Source organism: Streptomyces sp. NPDC002104 (assembly GCF_053593795.1).
Genome location: NZ_JBSFDF010000042.1, coordinates 1 through 22,232, shown reverse-complemented (window position 1 = coordinate 22,232; position 22,232 = coordinate 1). Strand labels below are relative to the sequence as shown.

Sequence of the window (22,232 nt, the reverse complement as noted above, 5' to 3'; positions counted from 1 at the left end):
CGGGGGTGTGTTTCACGTGAAACACACCCCCCGGCCCAAAAGACGCAGGTCAGGGCCTACTTCCGGACGTTCGGGGACCTAAGTCACCAGTTGTGCGGAAGCACGACCCACCGTCCAAGGGTTAGGACAAACCGAGGTCACCCAGCTGGTAGCCCGTGAGGTAGGGCAGCCCGGCGGCCGCGATGGCGTCCGCCGCGCCGCGGTCGACGATCGTCGCGACCGCGACGACCTCGCCGCCGGCCTCGCGGACCGCCTCGACGGCGGTCAGCGGGGAACCGCCGGTGGTCGAGGTGTCCTCGACCACCAGGCAGCGCTTGCCCTTCACGTCGGTGCCCTCGATGCGGCGCTGCATGCCGTGCGCCTTCTGCGCCTTGCGGACGACGAAGGCGTCCAGGCGCGCACCGCGCGCGGCCGAGGCGTGCAGCATCGAGGTGGCGACCGGGTCGGCGCCCAGGGTCAGGCCGCCGACGCAGTCGAACTCCAGCTCCGCGGTGAGGTCGAGCATGACCTGGCCGACCAGCGGGGCGGCTTCGCCGTCCAGGGTGATCCGGCGGAGGTCGATGTAGTAGTCGGCCTCGCGGCCGGAGGAGAGGGTCACCTTGCCGTGCACGACGGCCTTGTCCTTGATCTGCTGCAGAAGCGCATCGCGTACGTCACTCATGACCCTGAGCTTAATTGGGCACTACCCGAGCCGCCGCCACGTCCACGTCGTGGAGATCTCCAGCGGGTCCACGGGGGTGACCAGCTGCGGGAGGCTGTTCAGCCCGTTCGGCGGGCCCGACTGGGGTTCCACGCAGACCGCCTCGGACTCCTCGTCGTAGACGACCACCCATTCGGAGCGGCTGGTGACCTTCAGCTCCAGGGCGTCGGGCCAGGTGAGGGTGACGTCGACCCCGTACGGCATGCCGAAGCAGTCGTCCCAGGGACCGGGCTTGGGATCGATGCGGTTGCCGGTGGGCAGGTGGTCGTCTCCGCGCTCCTCCTGCCAGGCGGCCTCGAAGGCGATGCGGACGTCCTCGCCGCCGTTGCCCAGGTTGCGGTGGAACCAGGGGTGCCAGCCGGCCTGCGCCGGGAAGGAGTCCCCGTAGGTCTCGATGCCCATCGTCAGGGTCAGGGCGTTCTCGCCGAGCTCGAAGATCTGGGTGACCACGCCCTCGTACGGCCACGGGTCGGCGAGCGGGTACGTGAAGGCGGCCTCGGTGGCGGTGGCCCGGGCGGGGCGCCAGGCGGCGTCGCGGCCGAAGCCGTGGATGGCGTGCGGCGGGTGGTTGAGCGGCAGCTGGTGCAGGGTCGCGCCGTCCTGGAACTGCCCGTTCCTGGTCCGGCCGCACCACGGGACCATGGGGAAGGACCCGTAGTGGTCCCCCTGCCGCAGCAGCTCCGTCCCGTCGATGCGCAGACTGCTGATCCGGCAGCCGTTCTCCTGGTCGATGGTCACCTCGGCGCCGCCGGCGCGCAGTTGCGTACTCATGCCATGACCTTAGTCAGCCCGGCGGGGTGTTCAGGGCCGCACGGCGGGAAGCGGGCGCGTCCCGGTTCAGCCGCGGCGGCGCAGGGCCCGTCCCAGGAGGACCGCCGAGGCCACGGCCACGGCGGCGGCCGGGGCGATCCAGCGCAGGTGGGGGTTCGAGGTGGCGGAGGTGGGGGCGGGGACGGGGGCGTAGCGGCCGCGCGGGGGCGCGTGGTCGACCTCTTCCGCGCTGCGGCCGATCATCGTGCGGCGGGCGTGCGCGGCCTCGGCCGGCGGGCGCGGGGGGCCGGCGAGGTCGCCGAGGTCGGCCATGCCCTCGAAGGTGCCCTCCAGGAACGGGTCCAGGGACGGGGGCGGCACGTCGGTGTCGAACACGGACGCGGTGACCTCGGTGAACCCGGGTCCGGGGTCCGCGTCCTGGTCCGCGTCCTGGTCCCGGCCTTGGTCGCCGCCCTGGTCGCGGCCCTGGCCGCGGTCCTGCTCCGCGCTGTCCGCGGCCGCGTCCCCGGGTCCGGCGGCGTCGTCGACCGCGAGGGCCGCGAGGTGCCCGGCGGCCCGGTCCAGGAGGCGGTGCCCAGCCGTGGCGGAGGCGTCGGGCGCGAAGGCGGCGGCGCGGCCTTCGGCGGCGGACTCGGCGGTGAACTCCAGCCGGGTGCCGCCGTCCGCCTCGGTGAGGCGCAGGGAGAGGGAGAGCTTCACGCTCCCGCTCCCCCGCACCTCGGTGCCCTCGCCCGCCAGGGTGAAGCGGTCCGGGTCCTGCTCGGTGACGGAGAGGGTGCCGCGGTAGGTGACGGTGTGCCCGCCGACCCGCACCTTCAGCCGGCCGGACAGCGGCCCGGCCTCGGTGTCGGCGTCCTGCTGGAGCCCCGGCACGCAGCGTGCCACCCGGGCGGGGTCGCGCAGCACGGCGCGGACATCGGCGGCGGGAACCGGAACGAACACCTGATGCTCCATGCGGTCGAGCCTACCGACGCGGCCGCTCCCCGTCAGCGAGTGCTGCGGTCCGGATCCGCCGTGTTCGCGCGGTCGCCCGCGGCGCTCCGGCGCTCCGGCGCTCCGGGCACCCCACGGCTCCGGGCGCCCTACGAGTACCTCGGGTGCGGCAGCGTCGACGGCGGGAGGCCCGCCACCCGGGTGCGCTCCGTGTCCCGGGCCGCGTCGGCCAGGGACTGCGTGGACAGGGACCGCAGGGCGGGCGTCTCCCGGTCCACGCGCAGCCGGGGCACGCCGTCGCGGGCCGCCAGGACGAAGCCCCAGTCCTGCGGGAGCTTCGCGGCGGACGCGGCGGACGCGCCGAGCACCCGGTCGGGGCCCGCGGCGAAGCCCGAGAGGCGGCCGCCGGCGCTGTAGGGGGCGGTGCGCAGGCCGGCCGCGCGCAGGGTGGCCTCGACGGTCCAGTAGGTACGGGGCCTGGTGCCGGGCGGCCCCGCGTGGACGGCGAGCCGCCCGCCGGGGCGCAGGGCCCGCGCGGCCAGCCCGTAGAACTCCTGCGAGTACAGCTTCGTGCTGGGCGTGATCCCGGGGTCGGGCAGGTCGGAGACGATGACGTCGAAGCGGGCCCGGGCGCCGGGTGAGCGCAGCCAGCGGAAGGCGTCCGCGGTGACGACGCCGAGCCGCGGGTCCTCGTAGGCCCGCTTGTTCAGCGCGGAGAGCATCGGGTCGGTCCGGGCGAGCCGCACGACTCCGGGGTCGAGCTCGACGACGGTCACGGAGGCGACGTCGCGGTAGCGCAGCACCTCGCGGGCCGCGAGGCCGTCGCCGCCGCCGAGGACCAGGACCCGGGCGTGGGGGCCGGTCATCGCGGGGTGCACGAGGGCCTCGTGGTAGCGGTACTCGTCGTAGCCGCTGACCCGCAGGCGGCCGTCGAGGAAGAGGTCGAGGGAGCGCGGTGAGCCGTTCGGGGGACCGGTGAGGACGAGTTCCTGCACTCCTGTCTGGACGGCGACGCGGACCTCGCCGCCATAGACGGCGCGGCGGGCGACGCGTTCGAAGTCGTCGGCGAGGACGGTGGCGCAGCCCAGGACGGCGAGGACGGTGATGTTGACGGCGACGAGCAGCCAGCGGGAGCGGCGGCTCAGGTCCCGGCGGAACAGCCACAGGACGAGGCCGCCGCCGGCGATGACGTTGACGGCGCCGGTGAGCATGGCGCCGGTGAGCTGTCCGAGGACGGGCAGCAGCAGGAAGGGGAAGGCGAGGCCGCCGACGAGGGCGCCGACGTAGTCGGCGGCGAACAGGTCGGCGACGGCGCCGCCCGCGTCCTGTCTGCGGATGCGCTGGATGAGGACCATCAGCAGCGGGATCTCGGCGCCGATGAGGACGCCGATGGCGAAGGAGAAGGCGACCAGCGCGGGCCGGGACTCCCCCAGCCAGGCGAAGCTGGCGTAGAGCGCCATGGCCGAGAGCCCGCCGAGCAGGGCGAGGCCCGCCTCCACGAGGGCGAAGCCGAAGGCGGGGCGGGCGCGCAGGGCCTTGGCCAGCAGGGAGCCGACGCCCATGGCGAAGACCATGACGGACAGCACGACCGACGCCTGGGTGACGGAGTCGCCGATCAGGTACGAGCCGAGGGCGAGCAGCTCCAGTTCGTATACGAGCCCGCAGGCCGCGCAGACGAACACGGTGGCCAGGACGAGGAGTCGGCCGGTCCTGGGCCGTACGGGCAGGGCGGCCTGGACGCGGGCCGCACCGCGCGGCTCCGGAGCCGGAGGGCGGCGCCACCGGGTGCGGAGCACCCCGCGCGGGGCGGAACGGTCGATCATGAAGCGAACCGTACGTCACCACCTGCTCGCATCCGGTCACCCACATGGGTGTAAGTGGCGCACTGGTTCGGGCAGTTGGCGTAACCGCGGGGCAACTCCGCGACCCCGCGACCCCGGGGCCCCCGGATCGGCGCCGGGCGCCTCCGGAGGGGCCGGCGCCCCGGGAGGCCCAAGCGCCCTCGGAGAGGGGGGCCCGGCGCCCCCGGAGAGAGGGGCCGGCGCCCCCGGAGGGAGGGGCCCGGGCCGCCTAGATCAGCACCGGTGCGGGTGCCCCCAGCTGTGCGGCGCCCGCCGTGCCCGCGTCCGCGCCGGCTCCCGCGGCCCGTACGCCGACCCGGGTGCGCGTGGCGACCAACTGCCCTTCCTGCGGATACGCGTGCCAGGTCCGCCACCGGACCTGGCCCTCGTAGCGCTGCGCGAGCATGGCGGTGAAGGCGTGCGGGCTGCCGGGGAAGGTGCCGGCGAGCCCGTTCGGGTGGTCCGCGACCAGGGCGAGCAGTTCCTGGGCCCGTCCGGCGAAGGAGCCGCGCGAGAGGTTCTCGACCCGCGCGGCGAACTCGTACTCCCAGTCGCCGACGCGCTTGGCCACGCCGAGCGGAAGCGGGGTGCTGCTGCCGGGCATGCAGGCGACGGTCTCGGAGCAGAGCACGTCGCCCTCCTCCAGGAGCACCTGGTGGGAGGCTCCGAGCAGACGCAACTCCACTTTCGCGTCACCCAGTTCGAGATTCAGTACGGCCAGGGCGGGCAGCCGCTCCCGTCCCAGGGCCCAGGCGAGATCGGCGGCACGCGTGTCGGTATAGGTGGTCTGGAGGGTCGTGAGCATGAGTCGGCTCCGCAAACGCGCGAGGGAGATGGGCCGGGGCCCGCCAGCGGTAGTCAACGGGTGGGGGGACACCGGCACGGGTCCACAGGAAGTCCAGGGAGGTCCGAGGACTGGTCTACTCAACCGAGGGAATCATGAAAGGCACGGCACTCACAGCGTTTTTACCCAAGTTGCAGGGGTTTACATCCCCTCGGGGGCTACACAGTTCACGTGTTCAACCGCATGCCGCCCGTACGCCGTAATGCGCGGCCGTGACGTCCGAACAAGAAGACGCCCGACGGAAGTTGTGCCCGGCGGGCGCCTCACGTATGCGGGACGCGGTACGAAGGTGGTCCGGCGTCGAAGGCCATGGATCCATGCTGCCCCGTGTCAGCTGGAACCGCATCCTCCGCCGCCGCAGGACGAGGACGAGGAACCGCAGCTGGAGGAGGATCCGCAGCTGGACGACGAGGAGCCGCACGAGGAGGAGGAACCTCCGGAGTCGCTCCCGGCCCACCAGCCCGCACCGCCGCTGGCGGCGCTGCCGCCCCTGCGGCCCGCGCGTCCCCCGCGGCCCCCGCCACCCGACTTGACCGCCACCACGACGATCACCGCGACCACGATCACGAAGATCACTATTCCGAGGATCATCCCCCGACCCCTCTCTGCTCCCCCGGTTCCCCGGGGTGCGGGATCCCCTTCGTCCCGCGTGCTGGGGGGATGCCCGGGCCGTCCGCGGCCCAAAGCACACTTGAGCAAGTCCAGAGCTTCCCCGCAGGATTGCGTCCATGAGCGATCCCGAACGCACCAACGGCCCCGCCCGCCCCTTCCTCAACCGCAAGCTGGCGGCCTTCGGCACCACGATCTTCGCGGAGATGTCCGCCCTGGCCACCGCCACGGGATCCATCAACCTCGGCCAGGGCTTCCCCGACACCGACGGCCCCGCCGAGATCGCCGAGGCCGCGGTGCGCGCGATCCGCGACGGCCGGGGGAACCAGTACCCGCCGGGCCCCGGCGTCCCGGAGCTGCGTACGGCGATCGCCGCCCACCAGCAGCGCTTCTACGGCCTGTCCTACGACCCGGACACCGAGGTGCTCGTCACCGCCGGTGCCACCGAGGCCATCGCGGCCTCGCTCCTGGCCCTGCTGGAGCCGGGCGACGAGGTCATCGCCCTGGAGCCCTTCTACGACTCCTACGCCGCCTGCATCGCCATGGCCGGGGCCGTCCGGGTTCCGCTGACCCTGCGCGCCCCGGACTTCCGCCTCGACGTGGACGCGCTGAAGGCCGCGGTCACCCCCCGCACCCGCCTCCTGCTGCTGAACACCCCGCACAATCCGACGGGCACCGTCCTGAACCCCGCCGAGCTGGCCGCGGTCGCCGAGCTGGCCGTCTCGCGCGATCTGCTGGTCATCACGGACGAGGTGTACGAGCACCTGGTCTTCGACGGCGTCCACACCCCGCTGGCGAGCCTGCCGGGCATGCGCGAGCGCACGGTCACCATCTCCTCCGCCGGCAAGAGCTTCTCCTTCACGGGCTGGAAGGTCGGCTGGGTGACGGGGACGCCGGAGCTGGTCACGGCGGTCCGCTCGGCGAAGCAGTACCTGACGTACGTGTCCTCGGGCCCGTTCCAGTACGCCATCGCCGAGGCCCTCGCCCTCCCCGACGCCTACTACGACTCCTTCCGCGCGGACCTCGCCGCCAAGCGCGACCTCCTCTCCGACGGCCTCGCGGCGGCCGGCTTCGAGGTGTTCCGCCCGCAGGGCACCTACTTCGTCACCACCGACATCACCCCCCTCGGCGAGCACGACGGCGTGGCCTTCTGCCGGGCCCTGCCGGAACGCGTCGGGGTGGTGGCCATCCCGAACCAGGTCTTCTACGACGACAAGGCCGCCGGGGCCGCCCATGTCCGCTGGGCCTTCTGCAAGCGCACGGACGTCCTCCAGGAGGCGGTGGAGCGGCTGCGGCGGCTCTGAACGGGGTCGGTCCGGGGGCCCGGCGGCCCCGTCGTCGTAGGGTTTGCCCATCGTGGCGACCGGCCGGGAGCCCCCAGGAAGTCGGGACGCATGGCGACGCAGACGCAGACGCAGAAGCAGACGCAGAAGCAGGCGCTGAAGCGGACGCACGCGCGGACGCCGCCGGGCGGCTCCCGGCCCGGTCGGCTCACCGCCCGGGCCCGCCGGGTCCCGGGCGTGCTCCTCGCACTCGGCGTGTACGCGGCCGTGCGCGCCGTCGGCGTGCTCGCGGCCGCCGTGGCGGCGTGGTGGACCGGGCGCAGCCCCGTACGGGTGCTCGGGGAGTCCTGGGACTCCGTCTGGTACCTGCGGATCGCCGAGCACGGCTACGGCCGGACCCAGGTCTATCCCGGCATCGGGTCCGTGCAGAGCGACTCCGCGTTCTTCCCGCTCTACCCCGTCCTGATCCGCTGCGCCTCCCTCGTGCTGCCCGGCTCGCTGACCGTCGCCGCGCTGGCCGTCGCCTGGATCGCCGCGGGCACGGCCGCCGTGGGCGTGTACCGGGTCGGGGAGCACGTGCTCGGGGTCCGCGCCGGGGTGCTGCTCGTCGCGCTGTGGGCCGTGCTGCCGCACGCGCTCATGCTGACCCTCGCCTACACCGAGCCCCTGCTGGCCGCCTTCGCGGCCTGGGCCCTGTACGCCCTGCTGCGGGGCAGGTGGGGGTGGGCGGCGGGGCTCGCCGTGCTCGCGGGGCTGACCCGGCCCACCGGGATCGCGGTCGCCGCGGCCGTGACGGCGGCCGCGGCGTACGAGATCTGCCGGCGGCGGGGCCGCGCGCCCGCGCGGGTGTGGGCCGCCGGGCTGGCCGCTCCCGCGGGCTGGGCCGCGTACGTCCTGCTCGTCGGCGTGCGCCGGGACGATCCGCTCGGCGGCTACTTCGCCGTGCAGAGCGGCTGGGGCTCGCGCTTCGACTTCGGCGCGGGGGCGCTGCGCTCCGCCCGGCACGCCCTGGGCTCGCCGGGCTCGGTGGAGCTCGCCACGACGGTGACGGTGGCCCTGCTGGTGGCCGCGCTGGTGCTCGCCGGGCTGCTGGCGGCCGACCGGAGGATCCCGCTGCCGCTGCTGGTGTACACGGGCGTGCTGCTGGTGATGACCTACGGCGGCGCCGGCTTCTTCGAGTCGAAGCCGCGCTTCCTGCTGCCCGCGTTCCCGCTGCTGCTGCCGGTGGCGGCCCTCATGGCGAAAGCCCGGCCGCGCACCGCGGTCGTGGTGACCGGGGTGCTGGCCGGGCTCTCGTACGCGTACGGGCCGTACCTGCTGCTCGTGTCCGGGGTGGCGCCGTGACCGTGGCGCCCGCGGAGACCTAGTTGGTCTCGCTGTCCCCGTCCTCGCCGTCGGCCTTCCCGTCGGCCGAGTCCGCCGAATCGACGTCCTTCTCCAGGCCGAACTGCTCGACGAGCCACTTGTCGAACTCGATCGACGCGCGGACCCAGCTGACCGTGGAGGACACGAAGTGCTCCAGGCTCACGCCGGTGCCGATCAGCATCTGCGCCTCGCCGATCAGGCGGACCGAGCCGTCGTCGTGCGTGTGGCTGTAGACCTTGGGCCACAGCGTGCGGCGGTTCCAGTCGTCGATCGACTCCAGGAGCTGGGGCTTCTCGTCGATCTTGTGCGGGCGGTCGTAGAACGTCCGCACGGAGAAGACCTGCTGCTCGTCCTCGCCGCGGAACATGAAGTACGTGCGGAAGTCCTCCCACGGCGCCGCGAGGTCACCCTCGTCGTCGACGACGTACTTGAGCTCCATCTGCTCCAGGAGCTGCTTGACCAGGTCCTGGTCGGGGACGACGGGGCCCGCCGGTCCAGTGGCCTGCGGATCGGGCTGCTGCCCTCCGAAGTTCGGAATCGAGGCCGGGTCGATGCTCACCGTGTGACTTCCCTTCGTGCGGATGCCGCCATCCTCCCCCATCGCGCCCACCCCGTGTCCACCCCGGAAGGTCCCGATCCGCGCAGGGCGGACAGGAGTAGGGCCCGGGTAAGCCGGGCCCCGGCGGTGCCGGGGCCCGGCTTGGGGCGGTATGGCGGCGGATTCCGGGCCGGTACGGCGGCGGATTCCGGGCCGGTGCCGCGCCGGATTTCAGCGCCTTGTCACCGGGGCTTCCGCGGGGCTTCCGCGAGGCTTCCGCGGGGCTTCCGCGGGCCCGCTACAGCGCCTTGCCCACCAGCAGGCCGTCGCCCGCCACCGACACGCGGACGGTGTCTCCGTCGCGGACCTCGCCCGCGAGGATCTCCTTGGCCAGGCGGTCGCCGATGGCCGTCTGGATCAGGCGGCGCAGCGGGCGGGCACCGTACGCCGGGTCGTTGCCCTTCTCCGCCAGCCAGGCCAGGGCCTCGGGGGTCACGTCCAGGGTGAGGCGGCGTTCGGCCAGGCGCTTGGCCAGGCGGCCGATCTGGAGCTCGGCGATGTGGGCCAGCTCCGCCCCGCTCAGGGCGGAGAAGACGACCAGGTCGTCGAGGCGGTTGAGGAACTCCGGCTTGAAGGAGGCCCGCACCACGTCCAGGACCCGGGCCTTCTTCTCGTCCGCACCTGTGGACGGGTCCATCAGGAACTGGCTGCCCAGGTTCGAGGTCAGGATCAGGATGGTGTTGCGGAAATCCACCGTCCGGCCCTGGCCGTCGGTGAGGCGGCCGTCGTCGAGGACCTGGAGCAGGACGTCGAAGACCTCGGGGTGGGCCTTCTCCACCTCGTCCAGGAGGACGACGCTGTACGGGCGCCTGCGGACGGCCTCCGTCAGCTGGCCGCCCTCCTCGTAGCCCACGTAGCCGGGCGGGGCGCCGACGAGCCGGGCCACGCTGTGCTTCTCGCCGTACTCCGACATGTCGATGCGGATCATGGCCCGCTCGTCGTCGAAGAGGAAGTCCGCGAGGGCCTTGGCCAGCTCCGTCTTGCCCACGCCGGTCGGCCCGAGGAAGAGGAACGAGCCGGTCGGCCGGTCCGGGTCCGCGATGCCCGCACGGGTGCGGCGTACGGCGTCGGAGACGGCGCGCACGGCCTCGCCCTGGCCGATCAGGCGGCGGCCCAGCTCCTCCTCCATGCGGAGCAGCTTCTGGGTCTCGCCCTCCAAGAGGCGGCCGGCCGGGATGCCCGTCCAGGCGCCGACCACGTCGGCGATGTCGTCCGGGCCGACCTCGTCCTTGACCATGGTGTCGCGCGAGACCTCGGCCTCGGCCTCGGTGGCGTCCACGAGCTCCCGCTCCAGCGCGGGGATCTCCCCGTAGAGCAGCTGGGAGGCGGTGTCGAAGTCCCCGTCGCGCTGGGCGCGCTCGGCCTGGCCGCGCAGGTCGTCCAGGCGCTCCTTGAGCTCGCCGACCCGGTTGAGGGACTGCTTCTCCTTCTCCCAGCGGGCGGTGAGGCCCCGCAGGTCCTCCTCCTTGTCCGCGAGGTCCTTGCGGATCTTCTCCAGGCGCTCGCGCGAGGCCGGGTCGGACTCGTTGTTCAGGGCCAGCTCCTCCATGCGCAGGCGGTCGACCGAGCGCTGCAGCTCGTCGATCTCCAGCGGGGAGGAGTCGATCTCCATCCGGAGCCGGGACATGGACTCGTCGACGAGGTCGATGGCCTTGTCGGGCAGGAAGCGGGAGGTGATGTAGCGGTCGGAGAGGGTGGCCGCGGCGACGAGCGCACTGTCGTTGATGACGACCTTGTGGTGCGCCTCGTAGCGGCCCTTGAGCCCGCGCAGGATCGCGATGGTGTCCTCGACGCTCGGCTCCGCCACCAGCACCTGCTGGAAGCGCCGCTCCAGCGCCGGGTCCTTCTCGATCCGCTCGCGGTACTCGTCGAGGGTGGTCGCGCCGACCATGCGCAGTTCGCCGCGGGCCAGCATGGGCTTGAGCATGTTGCCCGCGTCCATGGAGGAGTCCCCGCCGGCGCCCGCGCCGACGACCGTGTGCAGCTCGTCGATGAAGGTGATGATCTGGCCGTCGCTGGACTTGATCTCCGCGAGGACCGTCTTGAGCCGCTCCTCGAACTCGCCGCGGTACTTGGCGCCGGCCACCATCGCGCCGAGGTCCAGGGAGACCAGCCGCTTGTTCTTCAGCGATTCGGGGACGTCGCCCTTGACGATGCGCTGGGCCAGGCCCTCGACGACGGCGGTCTTGCCGACGCCGGGCTCGCCGATGAGCACCGGGTTGTTCTTCGTCCGGCGCGAGAGCACCTGGACGACGCGGCGGATCTCGTGGTCGCGGCCGATGACGGGGTCGAGCTTGCCCTCGCGGGCGGCGGCCGTGAAGTCGGTGCCGAACTTCTCCAGGGCCTTGTACTGGCCCTCGGGGTCGGGGGTGGTCACCCTCCGCCCTCCTCTTGCGTTCTCGAAGGCCGACAGCAGCTTCTTCGCGGTCGCGCCCTGGGCGGAAAGGAGCTCGCCGGCCGCGCCGCCCTTGGCGGCGAGGGCGATGAGCAGGTGTTCGGTGGAGAGGTACTCGTCACCGAGCTTCCCGGCCTGCGCGTCGGCCTCGGCCAGTACGGCGAGCAGCTCGCGGGTGGGCTGCGGCGGCGCGACCGTGGAGCCCGTGACGCTGGGCAGGGCGGCGAGCAGGCGGTCCGCTCCCGCGCGTACGGCCGCCTGGTCGGCGTCGGTCGCGGCGAGCAGGTCGGTGATGTTCTCGTTGTCCTCGCCGGCGAGCAGCGCCAGCAGCAGGTGCGCGGGCGTCAGGTCCGCGTGCCCGTCCTTGACGGCCCTGGTCGTGGCCGCGTTCAGCGCGTCCCGGCTCCTGTTGGTCAGCTCGGCATCCACGTGCGCCTTCTCCCTTCCTCTCCTGTGTGTGCTTTACATGAGCAACCTGCACAAAGTTGAGTCTATTCCACTCAAGGTGGAGGGACGTACTCTTCGCGCATGTCGACTCCCCGCCCGGCCGGCACGGCCCGCCCGACCCAAGACGTACTCAACCCGACGCCGGAGTACCTCGCCTTCTGGCGGGAGCGGCACATCTGCACGCTGACCACCCACCGCCCCGACGGCAGCCCGCACGTGGTCCCGGTGGGCGTGACGTACGACCCGCAGGCCGGGCTGGCACGGGTGATCAGCAACAAGCACAGCAAGAAGGTCCGCAACGTGCTGGCGTCGCAGGGCGGCCCGCAGGGCGGGGCCCGGGTGGCGGTGTGCCAGCTGGATGGGCGGCGCTGGGCGACCCTGGAGGGCCGCGCGGTGGTCCGTGACGACGAGGCCTCGGTCGCGGAGGCGGTGCGCCGCTACGCGGAGCGGTACGGGCGGACGCCCTCGCCGAACCCGGACCGGGTGGTGGTGGAGATCAGCCTGGACCGGGCCATGGGGCGCGCTTAGGCGCAGGCGTCCGGCCGGGTGCGCCGGCGGGCCCGTTCCCGTACGGCCCGTTCCCGTACGGCTCGTTCCTGTGCGTTCCGACCTCTGGACAGGAACATCACAGCGGCGCCATCGTGGTCAGGTCCACGATGGCGCCGCTGTGTGGGGGGTAGTACCTGAGCGATCTGCGACGACAGGGGAATCGCTTCAGGCACTGCGGGGGGTGGCGGCGGAGTCGGGCTCGAAAAGTTGGTGATCACGCTGGTCCAGATTGACGAAGACCATGCCGTACCGGATCTCGCAGCGGACGGGCTGCGGCGCTCCCCGGGGACGACGCAGACAGCGGTAGGCGCGGACGTCCTCGTCCTCTTCCCGCACCACGATGATGGGCTGGCCGAAGAGGGTGACCTTCAGCGAGTCACCGGCATAGGGAATGGCACTGGTGAGATCGATGAACTGCCAGCCGGAGCGGTATGCCGATGCCATTTCACGGCGGAATCCGTGGTCGTCGGGGGTCATCAGGAAACCCGCGCAGGGATGGTGTCCCAGCCGAAGTCGTTCCCGACCTTCTTCTCGGCGGGCGCACTCGCACTGGTATCCGCGCTTCCCGTGTCCCCGTTGACGGCGGCGACTGCCCCAAAGATCGCGACGACGGAGAAAACAACGGCAAGCGCCGAGCGAAGCATTCTCTTATACATGGTCGGCTTCGTCCTCACTTGATGGAATCTTCTCCCCCGCACTGACAGACGATGGCTCATTCAGGCACGTCAGTGCCACAGGGACGATGCATCATGTTCTTACATGTTCAGGACCCTGGGGGGTGGAGATTTGCCGCAGAGCACAACAAACCCGACACATCACCACCCCGTCACGGAGATGTGCGCCGAGGGAACCCGACTCTACGCAGCGGCACTGAGCACCGGCCGCGTCGCCCGCGGTGAAGTGAAGAACGCCCCCTGCCTGCTCGAATTCGCCCTGCTGCGCCCCGACCCGGACGACGCGAACCAACTCCGCGCGGTTCCACCGTCCGTCGCGCTCGCCCAGCGGCTCCACCCGATCGAACGCGAGATCCAGGACCGGCGCCGAACCGCCGTGGATCTCACCGACGCTTTCGAGCCGTTCCTCGCCCTCAGCGCCCAGAGCCCCGCCAACACCCACGCCATCACGGTGCTGGAGGGATTCGACCAGATCAACGCGGCCATCGACCTCGCCACCGCCGAGTGCCACACCGAGGCCCTGACCGTCCAGCCGGGTGGCGCACGGCCGACGTTCAGCCTCAGTCAGTCCCTGGAGCGCGCCTCGCCGATGATCGACCGCGGCGTGAAGATCCGTACGCTCTACCAGCACACCGTGCGGCACAGCCAGGGCACGCTCGCCTATGTGGACAGGATCTCCACGGGCAAGGTGGAGATCCGCACACTGGAGGAGCTCATCGAGCGTCTCATGATCTTCGACCGTACGGTGGCCTTCATCCCCGCGAGCCATGACCGGCGGGTGGCGCTGGAACTGCGGCACCCCGGACTGATCGAGTACCTCATCAAGGTCTTCGAGCAGCTGTGGCGCCGGGCCGTACCGCTGAACGACAAGGTCACCTACACGCACAGCCCGGACGGGATCTCCGGCGTGCAGCGCTCCATCGCGCACCTCCTCATCGAGGGGCACGTCGACGAGGCCATCGCCCGGCGCCTCGGCATGAACGTGCGCACCTGCCGCGCGCACATCGCCAAACTGGCCACCGCCCTCGGCAGCGGCAGCAGGGCCCAACTGGGCTACCTCATCGCCGAGTCCGGCATCCTCCACGACTCGGGCCCCACGGACGCCGAGGGGCTGCCGGAGCCGCGCTGACGGCCTGCGGCCGGACCCGGGCGGCCACCTGGCTGCCCGCGGGCCTCCGACGCCCCGAGGGCGGCACACAGAGACGCACAGAGACGCACAGAGGCCCCGCCCGGACCCTTCGAGAGGGTCCGGGCGGGGCCTTGCGCACTACGGGCGTACGGGTCCGGCCACGGGCTGCGGGCTCCGCCTCAGCCCAGCGGCCGCTTCGGCGCCGGCCGCCAGACGACCAGGGCGTTGCCCGGCTGGGGCGCCTGGTACGGGACCAGGTCGCGCCGGTACGAGGCGTGCACCTGGGCCTCGCGCTGCTGGAGCACGGCGGCCGCGCCGTCGACGGCGCTCGAGAGCTCGGCCACGCGCTGCTGGAGCGCGGCGACCTGGTTCTCCAGCTCGATGATCCGCTTGATGCCGGCCAGGTTGATGCCCTCTTCCTGGGACAGTGCCTGCACCGTGCGGAGCAGTTCGATGTCACGGGCCGAGTAGCGCCGGCCGCGCCCGGCCGTACGGCCCGGGGAGACCAGGCCGAGACGGTCGTACTGGCGCAGGGTCTGCGGATGCAGGCCCGAGAGCTGGGCGGCCACCGAGATCACGTAGACCGGGGTCTCATCGGTGAGCTGGTAGTGGCTCCTACGGCGGCCGTCCATGTCATGCTCCCTTCGCGGACTCGAACAGCGCGGAGCGCGGGTCCTCGGACTCCGTCGCCTCGCGGTACAGCTCCATGGCCTCGCGGGCCTTGTCGTTCAGCTCGGTCGGGACCGCGACCTCCACCGTGACGAGCAGGTCGCCGCGGGTGCCGTCCTTGCGGACCGCTCCCTTGCCGCGGGCCCGCATCGTACGGCCGCCCGGGGTGCCCGGGGGCAGCTTCAGCGTCACCGAGGGGCCGTTCAAGGTCGGGACCTTGATGTCGGCTCCCAGCGCCGCCTCCGCGAAGGTCACCGGAACGGTCACCGTGAGGTTGTCGTCCTTGCGGCCGAAGACCGGGTGCGCGTCCACGTGCACGACCACGTACAGGTCACCGGCCGGGCCGCCGCGCTCGCCCGGAGCTCCCTTGCCGCGCAGCCGGATCCGCTGGGAGTCGGAGACCCCCGCCGGGATCCGGACCTGCATGGTCCGGGAACTGCGGGCCCGCCCGCTGCCCTTGCAGATGTCGCAGGGGGTCTCGGCGATGAGGCCGCGGCCCTTGCAGTCCGCGCAGGGGTCGGTCAGCGAGAAGCCGCCGCCGCTGCCGCGCGAGACCTGGCCGGTGCCGACGCAGGTCGGGCACACGCGGGGCGTGCCGTTCTTGTCGCCGGTGCCCGAACAGGCCTTGCAGGGCGCCTGCGAGGACATCCGGAGCGGGACCGTGGCCCCGTCCACCGCCTCCGTGAAGGAGAGGGTGACCTCCGACTCGATGTCCTGGCCGCGGCGCGGCTGGGTACGGGTGCCCGCACCCGCGCCGGCTCCGCCGCGGTTGAACAGGCCGCCGAAGACGTCGCCCAGTCCGCCGCCGCCGAAGCCGCCGCCCGCGCCGCCCTGCTGCTGGCCTCCGAAGAGGTCGCCGAGGTCGAAGTTGAACGAGCCGCCGCCGCCCCCGCCGGGACCGGGCCGGAAGGCCCCGTTCCCGAACAGGGCGCGGGCCTCGTCGTACTCCTTGCGCTTCTTGGCGTCACCGAGGATGTCGTTCGCCTCGGAGATCTCCTTGAAGCGCTCCTCGGCCGAGGCGTCGCCCTTGTTGGCGTCCGGGTGGAACTCGCGGGCGAGCTTCCGGTAGGCCTTCTTGATCTCGGCCTCGGTGGCGTCCTTCGGGACACCGAGAACCTTGTAGTAGTCCTTCTCGACGAAGTCCTTCGTGCTCATCCCCGGTGTCCCTCCTCTCGGACCGCTTCTTGTCCTACGTGCCGTACGTGTCGTGCAAAGGGCGCCTCAGCGTCAGCCCTTGTCGGGGGCATCCGCGTCCTTGTCCGACGCGGACTCGCCTTCCGCCGCCTCGGACTTCGGGGCCGCGCCCGGCTGGGGCTCGGCCACCGCGACCCGCGCGGGACGGATCGTACGCTCGCCGATGCGGTACCCCGGCTGCAGGATCGCCACGCAGGTGTCCTCGGTGACGTCCGGCGCGTACGAGTGCATCAGGGCCTCGTGGATCGTCGGGTCGAAGGGCTCGCCCTCCTTGCCGAACTGCTGCAGGCCCATCTTGGCCGCGGCGGTCTCCAGCGATTCGGCCACCGACTTGAAGCCGCCGACCAGCTCGCCATGTTCCCGCGCCCGGCCGATGTCGTCCAGGGTCGGGAGCAGTTCCGTCAGGAGGGACGCGACCGCGATCTCCTTGACGGCGATCCGGTCCCGCTCCACGCGACGGCGGTAGTTCTGGTACTCCGCCTGGAGCCGCTGGAGGTCCGCGGTGCGCTCGCCGAGCGCGGTACGGGCCTGGTCCAGCTGGGCCAGGAGAGCGACGTCGGGTGCTGCTGCGGAATCCCCGGCCGGGGCCGCGGCCTCCTCCTTGGAGGAAGCTGCGGCCTTCGGCTCGGCGGCGTCGTCTTCGGGCGTGCCGTCGGCGGGGACTTCGGGCTTCTCGTCGAAGCCCGGGGTCTCCTCCGACATCAGGCAGCGCCACCCTTCGGCTTCTCGTCGTCGACGATCTCGGCGTCGACGACGTCGTCGTTGGCGTCGGCCTGGCCGGCGTCACCGGTCGGCGCGCCACCGGCGGCCTGGGCACCGGCGTCGGCGTAGATCGCCTGGCCGAGCTTCTGGCTGACGGCACCGAGCTTCTCGGTCGCGGTGCGGATCTCGGCCGCGTCCTCGCCCTTGAGCTTTTCCTTCAGCTCGGCGATGGAGGCCTCGACCTCTTCCTTGACGTCGGCCGGGACCTTGTCCTCGTTGTCCTTGACGAACTTCTCCGTCTGGTACACCAGGCTCTCGCCCTGGTTGCGGGACTCGGCCGCTTCCTTGCGGCGCAGGTCCTCGTCCGCGTACTGCTCCGCCTCCTGGCGCATGCGGTCGACCTCGTCCTTGCCGAGCGAAGAGCCGCCGGTGACGGTCATCTTCTGCTCCTTGCCAGTGCCCAGGTCCTTGGCAGTGACGTGCATGATGCCGTTCGCGTCGATGTCGAAGGAGACCTCGATCTGCGGGACGCCACGCGGGGCCGGCGGCAGGCCGGTCAGCTCGAACATGCCGAGCTTCTTGTTGTACGCCGCGATCTCGCGCTCGCCCTGGTAGACCTGGATCTGCACGGACGGCTGGTTGTCCTCGGCCGTCGTGAAGATCTCGGACCGCTTGGTCGGGATCGTGGTGTTGCGCTCGATGAGCTTGGTCATGATGCCGCCCTTGGTTTCGATACCCAGGGACAGCGGGGTCACGTCGAGGAGCAGGACGTCCTTGACCTCACCCTTGAGCACGCCCGCCTGGAGGGTCGCGCCGATGGCGACGACCTCGTCCGGGTTGACGCCCTTGTTGGCGTCCTGACCGCCGGTGAGCTCCTTGACGAGCTCGGCGACGGCCGGCATGCGGGTGGAGCCGCCGACCAGGACCACGTGGTCGATCTCGGACAGGTTGATGCCCGCGTCCTTGATGACGTTGTGGAACGGGGTCTTGCAGCGGTCGAGCAGGTCCGCGGTCAGCTGCTGGAACTGCGAGCGCGTGAGCTTCTCGTCCAGGTGCAGCGGGCCCTCGGCGGACGCCGTGATGTAGGGCAGGTTGATCGAGGTCTCCGTGGAGGAGGACAGCTCGATCTTCGCCTTCTCGGCGGCCTCGCGCAGACGCTGGAGCGCCATCTTGTCCTTGGACAGGTCGACGCCGTGACCGTTCTGGAACTGCTTCACCAGGTAGTCGACGACGCGCTGGTCCCAGTCGTCGCCACCGAGGTGGTTGTCACCGTTGGTGGCCTTCACCTCGACGACGCCGTCGCCGATCTCCAGGAGGGACACGTCGAAGGTGCCGCCACCGAGGTCGAAGACGAGAATGGTCTGGTCGTCCTTGTCGAGACCGTAGGCCAGGGCGGCGGCCGTCGGCTCGTTGACAATACGCAGGACGTTCAGGCCCGCGATCTCGCCGGCCTCCTTCGTCGCCTGGCGCTCGGAGTCGTTGAAGTAGGCCGGGACGGTGATGACCGCGTCCGTGACCTTCTCGCCCAGGTACGCCTCGGCGTCGCGCTTCAGCTTCTGCAGGATGAAGGCGCTCATCTGCTGCGGGTTGAAGTCCTTGCCATCCAGGTTGATCTTCCAGTCAGTGCCCATGTGGCGCTTGACGGAGCGGATGGTCCGGTCCACGTTCGTGACCGCCTGGCGCTTGGCCACCTCGCCGACGAGGACCTCGCCGTTCTTGGCGAAGGCGACGACGGACGGCGTGGTCCTGGCGCCTTCGGCGTTGGTGATGACGGTGGGCTCTCCGCCTTCCAGAACGCTGACGACGGAGTTAGTGGTGCCCAGGTCGATGCCGACCGCACGTGCCATTTTGATTCCTCCAGCTGACTTGAGTGGAACAGACTCAAGAGTGCCCCACCGCTCCGGCGGTGTCAACAGAGGTGAGTCGAGGGGACTCAACCTTTAGGCTCCCCTTACGCTCAGGGAGGCTCGATTACGCCCGGGGACGCCCGGGGGATGCCGGAGGCGCACGGGGACGCCGGGGGGACGCCGTGTACGCCAGGAGACGCCCGGGGATACCCGGGAGCGCCATTCGGGGCACCGCGGCCGCGCGGCACCCGCGCACCGCCGGAGGGGTGCGGCACCGTGCTGGCATGCAGAAGCTGCTCCCGCTCCCGCTTCCCGCCGTGCCGCAGCTCCCGGCCCCGCCCTCGGCCAAGCGGGTGCTCGACCTCGCCGGGGCGGCGCTGCTGCTCGGGGTGCTCCTCGTACCGCTGCTGCTGACCGCCGCCCTGCTGTACGCGACCCAGGGCGCGGGCGTCCTCGTACGCGAACCGGCGGCGGGCCTGGCCGGGCGGCCGTACCGGGCGTGGCGCTTCCGCGCCGGCAAGGGCCGGCCCGGGGCGGCGCTGGAGCGGTGCGCGCTGGACGGACTGCCACAGCTGCTCAACGTGGTGCGGGGCGAGATGTCGCTGGTCGGGCCGCGGCCGCAGCCCGGCGGCGACCGGCCCGAGCGGCTCCTCGTACGGCCCGGGATGACCGGGCTGTGGCAGGTGAGCGCGCGTTCGGACCTGCCGTGGGAGGAGATGGACCTGCTGGACCGGCACTATGTGGAGAACCACTGGCTGGGGATGGACCTGGCGATCCTCGCTCAGACCCCGCGGGCGGCCTGGCGGCACAGGCGACCCTGAGCGACGCAGATCACCGCACGCTCGGCTACATTGCGGCGTCGGGACTGGGTAACCTCAAGCCTTGACTGGATAAGTTACCGCTTAGTAAGTGCCGCCCGAGGAGCCCTCCCATGCAACTCGCCGCGATCATCGTGTCGCTGGTCCTGACCGTGGTCGGCGTCGCGCTGCTCGCCCGAGCCGTGGCGCAGATCTACCGTTTCGTGAAGCTCGGACAGCCCGTACCGGCAGGCAGCCGTACGGACGACCCGAAGTCCCGAACGATCACCCTGGTCCGGGAGTTCCTCGGCCACAGCCGGATGAACCGCTGGGGCCTCGTCGGCTTCGCGCACTGGTTCGTCGCGATCGGCTTCCTGACGCTGCCGCCCACGCTGCTGCAGGCGTACGGGCAGCTCTTCCAGGCCGACTGGGTGCTCCCGATCGTCGGCGGCTTCCTGCCCTTCGAGCTCTACATCGAGTTCATCGGCCTGATGACGGTGCTCGGCATCGTCGTCCTGATGGGCATCCGCCTCGCGTCGCTGCCCTCGCGGGCCGGCCGCAAGTCCCGCTTCGCGGGTTCGAAGGCCTGGCAGGCGTACTTCGTCGAGTACATCATCCTGACCATCGGCCTCGCGATCCTGTGCCTGCGCGGCCTCGAAGGCGCGATCCACCACGTGGACTCGTACGAGCCCGCGTACTTCGTGTCGTACCCGCTGGTGCTGGCGTTCAAGGGCATGTCGCTCGGCGCGCTGCAGAACGCCATCTACCTCACCGCGATGATCAAGATCGGCACGTCGCTGATCTGGATGATCGTCGTCTCGCTGAACACCAACATGGGTGTGGCCTGGCACCGCTTCCTCGGCTTCCCGAACATCTGGTTCAAGCGGAACGCCGACGGCGCGGTCGCGCTGGGCGCGCTCCAGCCCATGACCAGCGGCGGCAAGGTCATCGACTTCGAGGACCCGGGCGAGGACGACGTCTTCGGCGTCTCGCAGGTCGAGCAGTTCTCGTGGAAGGGCATCCTCGACTTCTCCACGTGCACGGAGTGCGGCCGCTGCCAGTCGCAGTGCCCCGCCTGGAACACGGGCAAGCCCCTCTCCCCCAAGCTCCTGATCATGTCGCTGCGCGACCACGCGCACGCCAAGGCCCCGTACCTGCTGGCCGGCGGCGGCAAGGACATGGAGGGCAACGAGAAGGCGACGCCGGAGCAGCTCGCCAACGTCCCGGCCGCGGCTCTGGCCGAGGCCGAGCGCCCGCTGATCGGCACCGCCGAGGAGAACGGGGTCATCGACCCCGACGTGCTGTGGTCCTGCACGAGCTGCGGCGCGTGCGTCGAGCAGTGCCCGGTGGACATCGAGCACATCGACCACATCGTCGACATGCGGCGCTACCAGGTGATGATCGAGAGCGCGTTCCCGAGCGAAGCCGGGACGATGCTCAAGAACCTGGAGAAGAAGGGCAACCCCTGGGGCCTGGCGAAGAAGCAGCGCGTCGAGTGGACCAAGGAGGTGGACTTCGAGGTCCCGATCATCGGCAAGGACGCGGAGGACCTCTCCGAGTTCGACTACCTCTACTGGGTCGGCTGCGCCGGCGCCCTGGAGGACCGGGCGAAGAAGACCACGAAGGCCTTCGCGGAGCTGCTGAACATCGCGGGCGTCAAGTTCGCGATCATGGGCGGCGACGAGAAGTGCACCGGCGACTCCCCGCGCCGCCTGGGCAACGAGCCGCTGTTCCAGCAGCTCGCGCAGGAGAACGTCGCGATGCTGAACATGGCGTTCGGCGAGGACGACGAGGACGAGTCGACGAAGAAGCCGAAGTCGGCGAAGCGCATCGTCTCCACCTGCCCGCACTGCTTCAACACCATCGCGAACGAGTACCCGCAGCTGGGCGGCGAGTACGAGGTCATCCACCACACGCAGCTGCTCCAGCACCTGATCGACGAGGGCCGCCTCACGCCGGTGACCCCGGTCGACGGGCTGATCACGTACCACGACCCGTGCTACCTGGGCCGGCACAACAAGGTCTACACGCCGCCGCGCGAGATCATGTCGGCCGTGCCGGGCCTGCGCCAGCAGGAGATGCACCGCCACAAGGAGCGGGGCTTCTGCTGTGGCGCCGGTGGCGCGCGGATGTGGATGGAGGAGCGGATCGGCAAGCGCATCAACAACGAGCGCGTCGACGAGGCCCTGTCCCTGAACCCGGACATCGTCTCCACCGCCTGCCCCTTCTGCCTCGTCATGCTCACCGACTCGGTGAACGGCAAGAAGAACGAGGGCCAGGCGCAGGAACACGTCACGGTGGTGGACGTGGCGCAGCTGCTGCTGGAGTCGGTGAAGACGCCGGAGGCGGCGCCGGAGCCCGAGCCGGAGCCGGAGCCCGCGGTGGAGCCGGAGGCCGCGGTGGAGCCGGAGGCGGAGGCAGCGGCGGAGGTCGTCGCGGAGCCGAAGGCGGAGGCCGTCGCGGAGCCGAAGGCGGAGGCCGTCGCGGAGCCGAAGGCGGAGGCCGTCGCGGAGCCGAAGGCGGAGGCCGTCGCGGAGCCCAAGGCGGAACCCGCCGTAGAGCCGAAGGCGGAGGCCGTCGCGGAGCCCAAGGCGGAACCCGCCGTAGAGCCCAAGGCGGAGGCCGTCGCGGAGCCCAAGGCGGAACCCGTCGCGGAGCCCAAGGCCGAGATCGCGGCAGAGCCCAAGTCGGAGGCCAAGGCCGAGCCCGAAGCCAAGCCTGAGGCCGAGGCGACCGAGCCGAAGGCGGAAGCCCCGGTGGAGCCGGGGAGCGACGCCGAGGCGAAGTAGCCCGTACAGCACCGAACGCCGGAGCGGCCCGCCCCCCTGTGGGGGCGGGCCCGTGCGGCGATCGCGGTCCCGCGGCCAGGCGAACGCCAGGCCGGC

The 22,232-nt window shown here is 71.6% G+C and carries 19 protein-coding genes; 6 read left to right on the top strand and 13 right to left on the bottom strand.

The window, feature by feature from the left end; translation table 11 throughout:
• Nucleotides 1–121: 121 nt before the first annotated feature.
• The 6 genes from pyrE to ACWCP2_RS28385 form a co-directional block, all read right to left on the bottom strand.
• Nucleotides 122–661 carry an orotate phosphoribosyltransferase gene (pyrE, locus tag ACWCP2_RS28410; protein WP_450911426.1) on the bottom strand — a complete coding sequence of 180 codons (540 nt, stop codon included), beginning with the start codon at nucleotides 659–661 and terminating at the stop codon, nucleotides 122–124.
• A gap of 21 nt (nucleotides 662–682) precedes the next feature.
• The gene (locus tag ACWCP2_RS28405; protein WP_450911425.1) at nucleotides 683–1,471 is read right to left on the bottom strand and encodes an aldose epimerase family protein; all 789 of its coding nucleotides are present in this window, start codon (nucleotides 1,469–1,471) and stop codon (nucleotides 683–685) included.
• Nucleotides 1,472–1,537: 66 nt separating this feature from the next.
• Nucleotides 1,538–2,425 (bottom strand): CoxG family protein, encoded by an 888-nt coding sequence (locus tag ACWCP2_RS28400; protein WP_450911424.1) that lies wholly within the window; start codon nucleotides 2,423–2,425, stop codon nucleotides 1,538–1,540.
• 128 nt (nucleotides 2,426–2,553) lie between these two features.
• Complete coding sequence (locus tag ACWCP2_RS28395; RefSeq protein ID WP_450911423.1) at nucleotides 2,554–4,227, bottom strand: polyamine aminopropyltransferase; 1,674 nt, start codon at nucleotides 4,225–4,227, stop codon at nucleotides 2,554–2,556.
• 247 nt (nucleotides 4,228–4,474) lie between these two features.
• Complete coding sequence (locus tag ACWCP2_RS28390; RefSeq protein WP_450911422.1) at nucleotides 4,475–5,050, bottom strand: DUF2617 family protein; 576 nt, start codon at nucleotides 5,048–5,050, stop codon at nucleotides 4,475–4,477.
• A 369-nt stretch (nucleotides 5,051–5,419) separates the two neighbouring features.
• A complete protein-coding gene (locus ACWCP2_RS28385; RefSeq protein ID WP_450911421.1) occupies nucleotides 5,420–5,680 on the bottom strand; it encodes a hypothetical protein in 261 nt (86 codons plus the stop codon).
• A gap of 137 nt (nucleotides 5,681–5,817) precedes the next feature.
• On the opposite strand from ACWCP2_RS28385, the gene ACWCP2_RS28380 reads away from it, so the two are divergent.
• Nucleotides 5,818–7,002, top strand: coding sequence for a pyridoxal phosphate-dependent aminotransferase (locus ACWCP2_RS28380; protein WP_450911420.1), 1,185 nt, complete (start codon nucleotides 5,818–5,820; stop codon nucleotides 7,000–7,002).
• A gap of 90 nt (nucleotides 7,003–7,092) precedes the next feature.
• Entirely contained in the window at nucleotides 7,093–8,325 is a 1,233-nt protein-coding gene (locus tag ACWCP2_RS28375; RefSeq protein ID WP_450911419.1) for a mannosyltransferase family protein, read from the top strand.
• 19 nt (nucleotides 8,326–8,344) lie between these two features.
• Here ACWCP2_RS28375 and ACWCP2_RS28370 read toward each other — a convergent pair whose 3' ends face one another.
• Both ACWCP2_RS28370 and clpB read right to left on the bottom strand, forming a co-directional pair.
• Nucleotides 8,345–8,905, bottom strand: a complete 561-nt coding sequence (locus ACWCP2_RS28370) for a YbjN domain-containing protein (RefSeq protein WP_450911418.1) — start codon at nucleotides 8,903–8,905, stop codon at nucleotides 8,345–8,347.
• A gap of 277 nt (nucleotides 8,906–9,182) precedes the next feature.
• Entirely contained in the window at nucleotides 9,183–11,768 is a 2,586-nt protein-coding gene (clpB, locus tag ACWCP2_RS28365; protein ID WP_450911417.1) for an ATP-dependent chaperone ClpB, read from the bottom strand.
• 99 nt (nucleotides 11,769–11,867) lie between these two features.
• Here clpB and ACWCP2_RS28360 point away from each other — a divergent pair, with 99 nt between their 5' ends.
• Nucleotides 11,868–12,314: a pyridoxamine 5'-phosphate oxidase family protein gene (locus tag ACWCP2_RS28360; protein WP_450911416.1), complete on the top strand. Its 447-nt coding sequence runs from the start codon at nucleotides 11,868–11,870 to the stop codon at nucleotides 12,312–12,314.
• Between the two features lie 186 nt (nucleotides 12,315–12,500).
• Here ACWCP2_RS28360 and ACWCP2_RS28355 read toward each other — a convergent pair whose 3' ends face one another.
• A complete protein-coding gene (locus ACWCP2_RS28355; protein ID WP_388504736.1) occupies nucleotides 12,501–12,812 on the bottom strand; it encodes a (2Fe-2S)-binding protein in 312 nt (103 codons plus the stop codon).
• 282 nt (nucleotides 12,813–13,094) lie between these two features.
• Between ACWCP2_RS28355 and ACWCP2_RS28350 the strand changes: the two genes are divergently transcribed.
• On the top strand, nucleotides 13,095–14,138 hold the full coding sequence (locus tag ACWCP2_RS28350; RefSeq protein WP_450911415.1) for a helix-turn-helix transcriptional regulator: 1,044 nt from the start codon (nucleotides 13,095–13,097) through the stop codon (nucleotides 14,136–14,138).
• Nucleotides 14,139–14,317: 179 nt separating this feature from the next.
• Here the strand turns inward: ACWCP2_RS28350 and ACWCP2_RS28345 are convergent, their stop codons facing one another.
• From ACWCP2_RS28345 to dnaK, 4 genes are all read right to left on the bottom strand, one after another.
• A complete protein-coding gene (locus ACWCP2_RS28345; RefSeq protein WP_450911414.1) occupies nucleotides 14,318–14,770 on the bottom strand; it encodes a heat shock protein transcriptional repressor HspR in 453 nt (150 codons plus the stop codon).
• A 1-nt stretch (nucleotide 14,771) separates the two neighbouring features.
• Complete coding sequence (gene dnaJ, locus ACWCP2_RS28340; protein ID WP_450911413.1) at nucleotides 14,772–15,962, bottom strand: molecular chaperone DnaJ; 1,191 nt, start codon at nucleotides 15,960–15,962, stop codon at nucleotides 14,772–14,774.
• A 72-nt stretch (nucleotides 15,963–16,034) separates the two neighbouring features.
• Nucleotides 16,035–16,703 carry a nucleotide exchange factor GrpE gene (gene grpE, locus ACWCP2_RS28335; protein ID WP_450911412.1) on the bottom strand — a complete coding sequence of 223 codons (669 nt, stop codon included), beginning with the start codon at nucleotides 16,701–16,703 and terminating at the stop codon, nucleotides 16,035–16,037.
• On the bottom strand, nucleotides 16,703–18,550 hold the full coding sequence (gene dnaK, locus ACWCP2_RS28330; RefSeq protein ID WP_399383286.1) for a molecular chaperone DnaK: 1,848 nt from the start codon (nucleotides 18,548–18,550) through the stop codon (nucleotides 16,703–16,705). The genes grpE and dnaK overlap by 1 nt, the downstream gene beginning before the upstream one ends.
• 284 nt (nucleotides 18,551–18,834) lie before the next feature.
• Here dnaK and ACWCP2_RS28325 point away from each other — a divergent pair, with 284 nt between their 5' ends.
• Nucleotides 18,835–19,371 (top strand): sugar transferase, encoded by a 537-nt coding sequence (locus ACWCP2_RS28325; RefSeq protein ID WP_450911411.1) that lies wholly within the window; start codon nucleotides 18,835–18,837, stop codon nucleotides 19,369–19,371.
• A gap of 110 nt (nucleotides 19,372–19,481) precedes the next feature.
• Nucleotides 19,482–22,136, top strand: coding sequence for a heterodisulfide reductase-related iron-sulfur binding cluster (locus ACWCP2_RS28320; RefSeq protein WP_450911410.1), 2,655 nt, complete (start codon nucleotides 19,482–19,484; stop codon nucleotides 22,134–22,136).
• The last annotated feature ends 96 nt before the right edge of the window (nucleotides 22,137–22,232 follow it).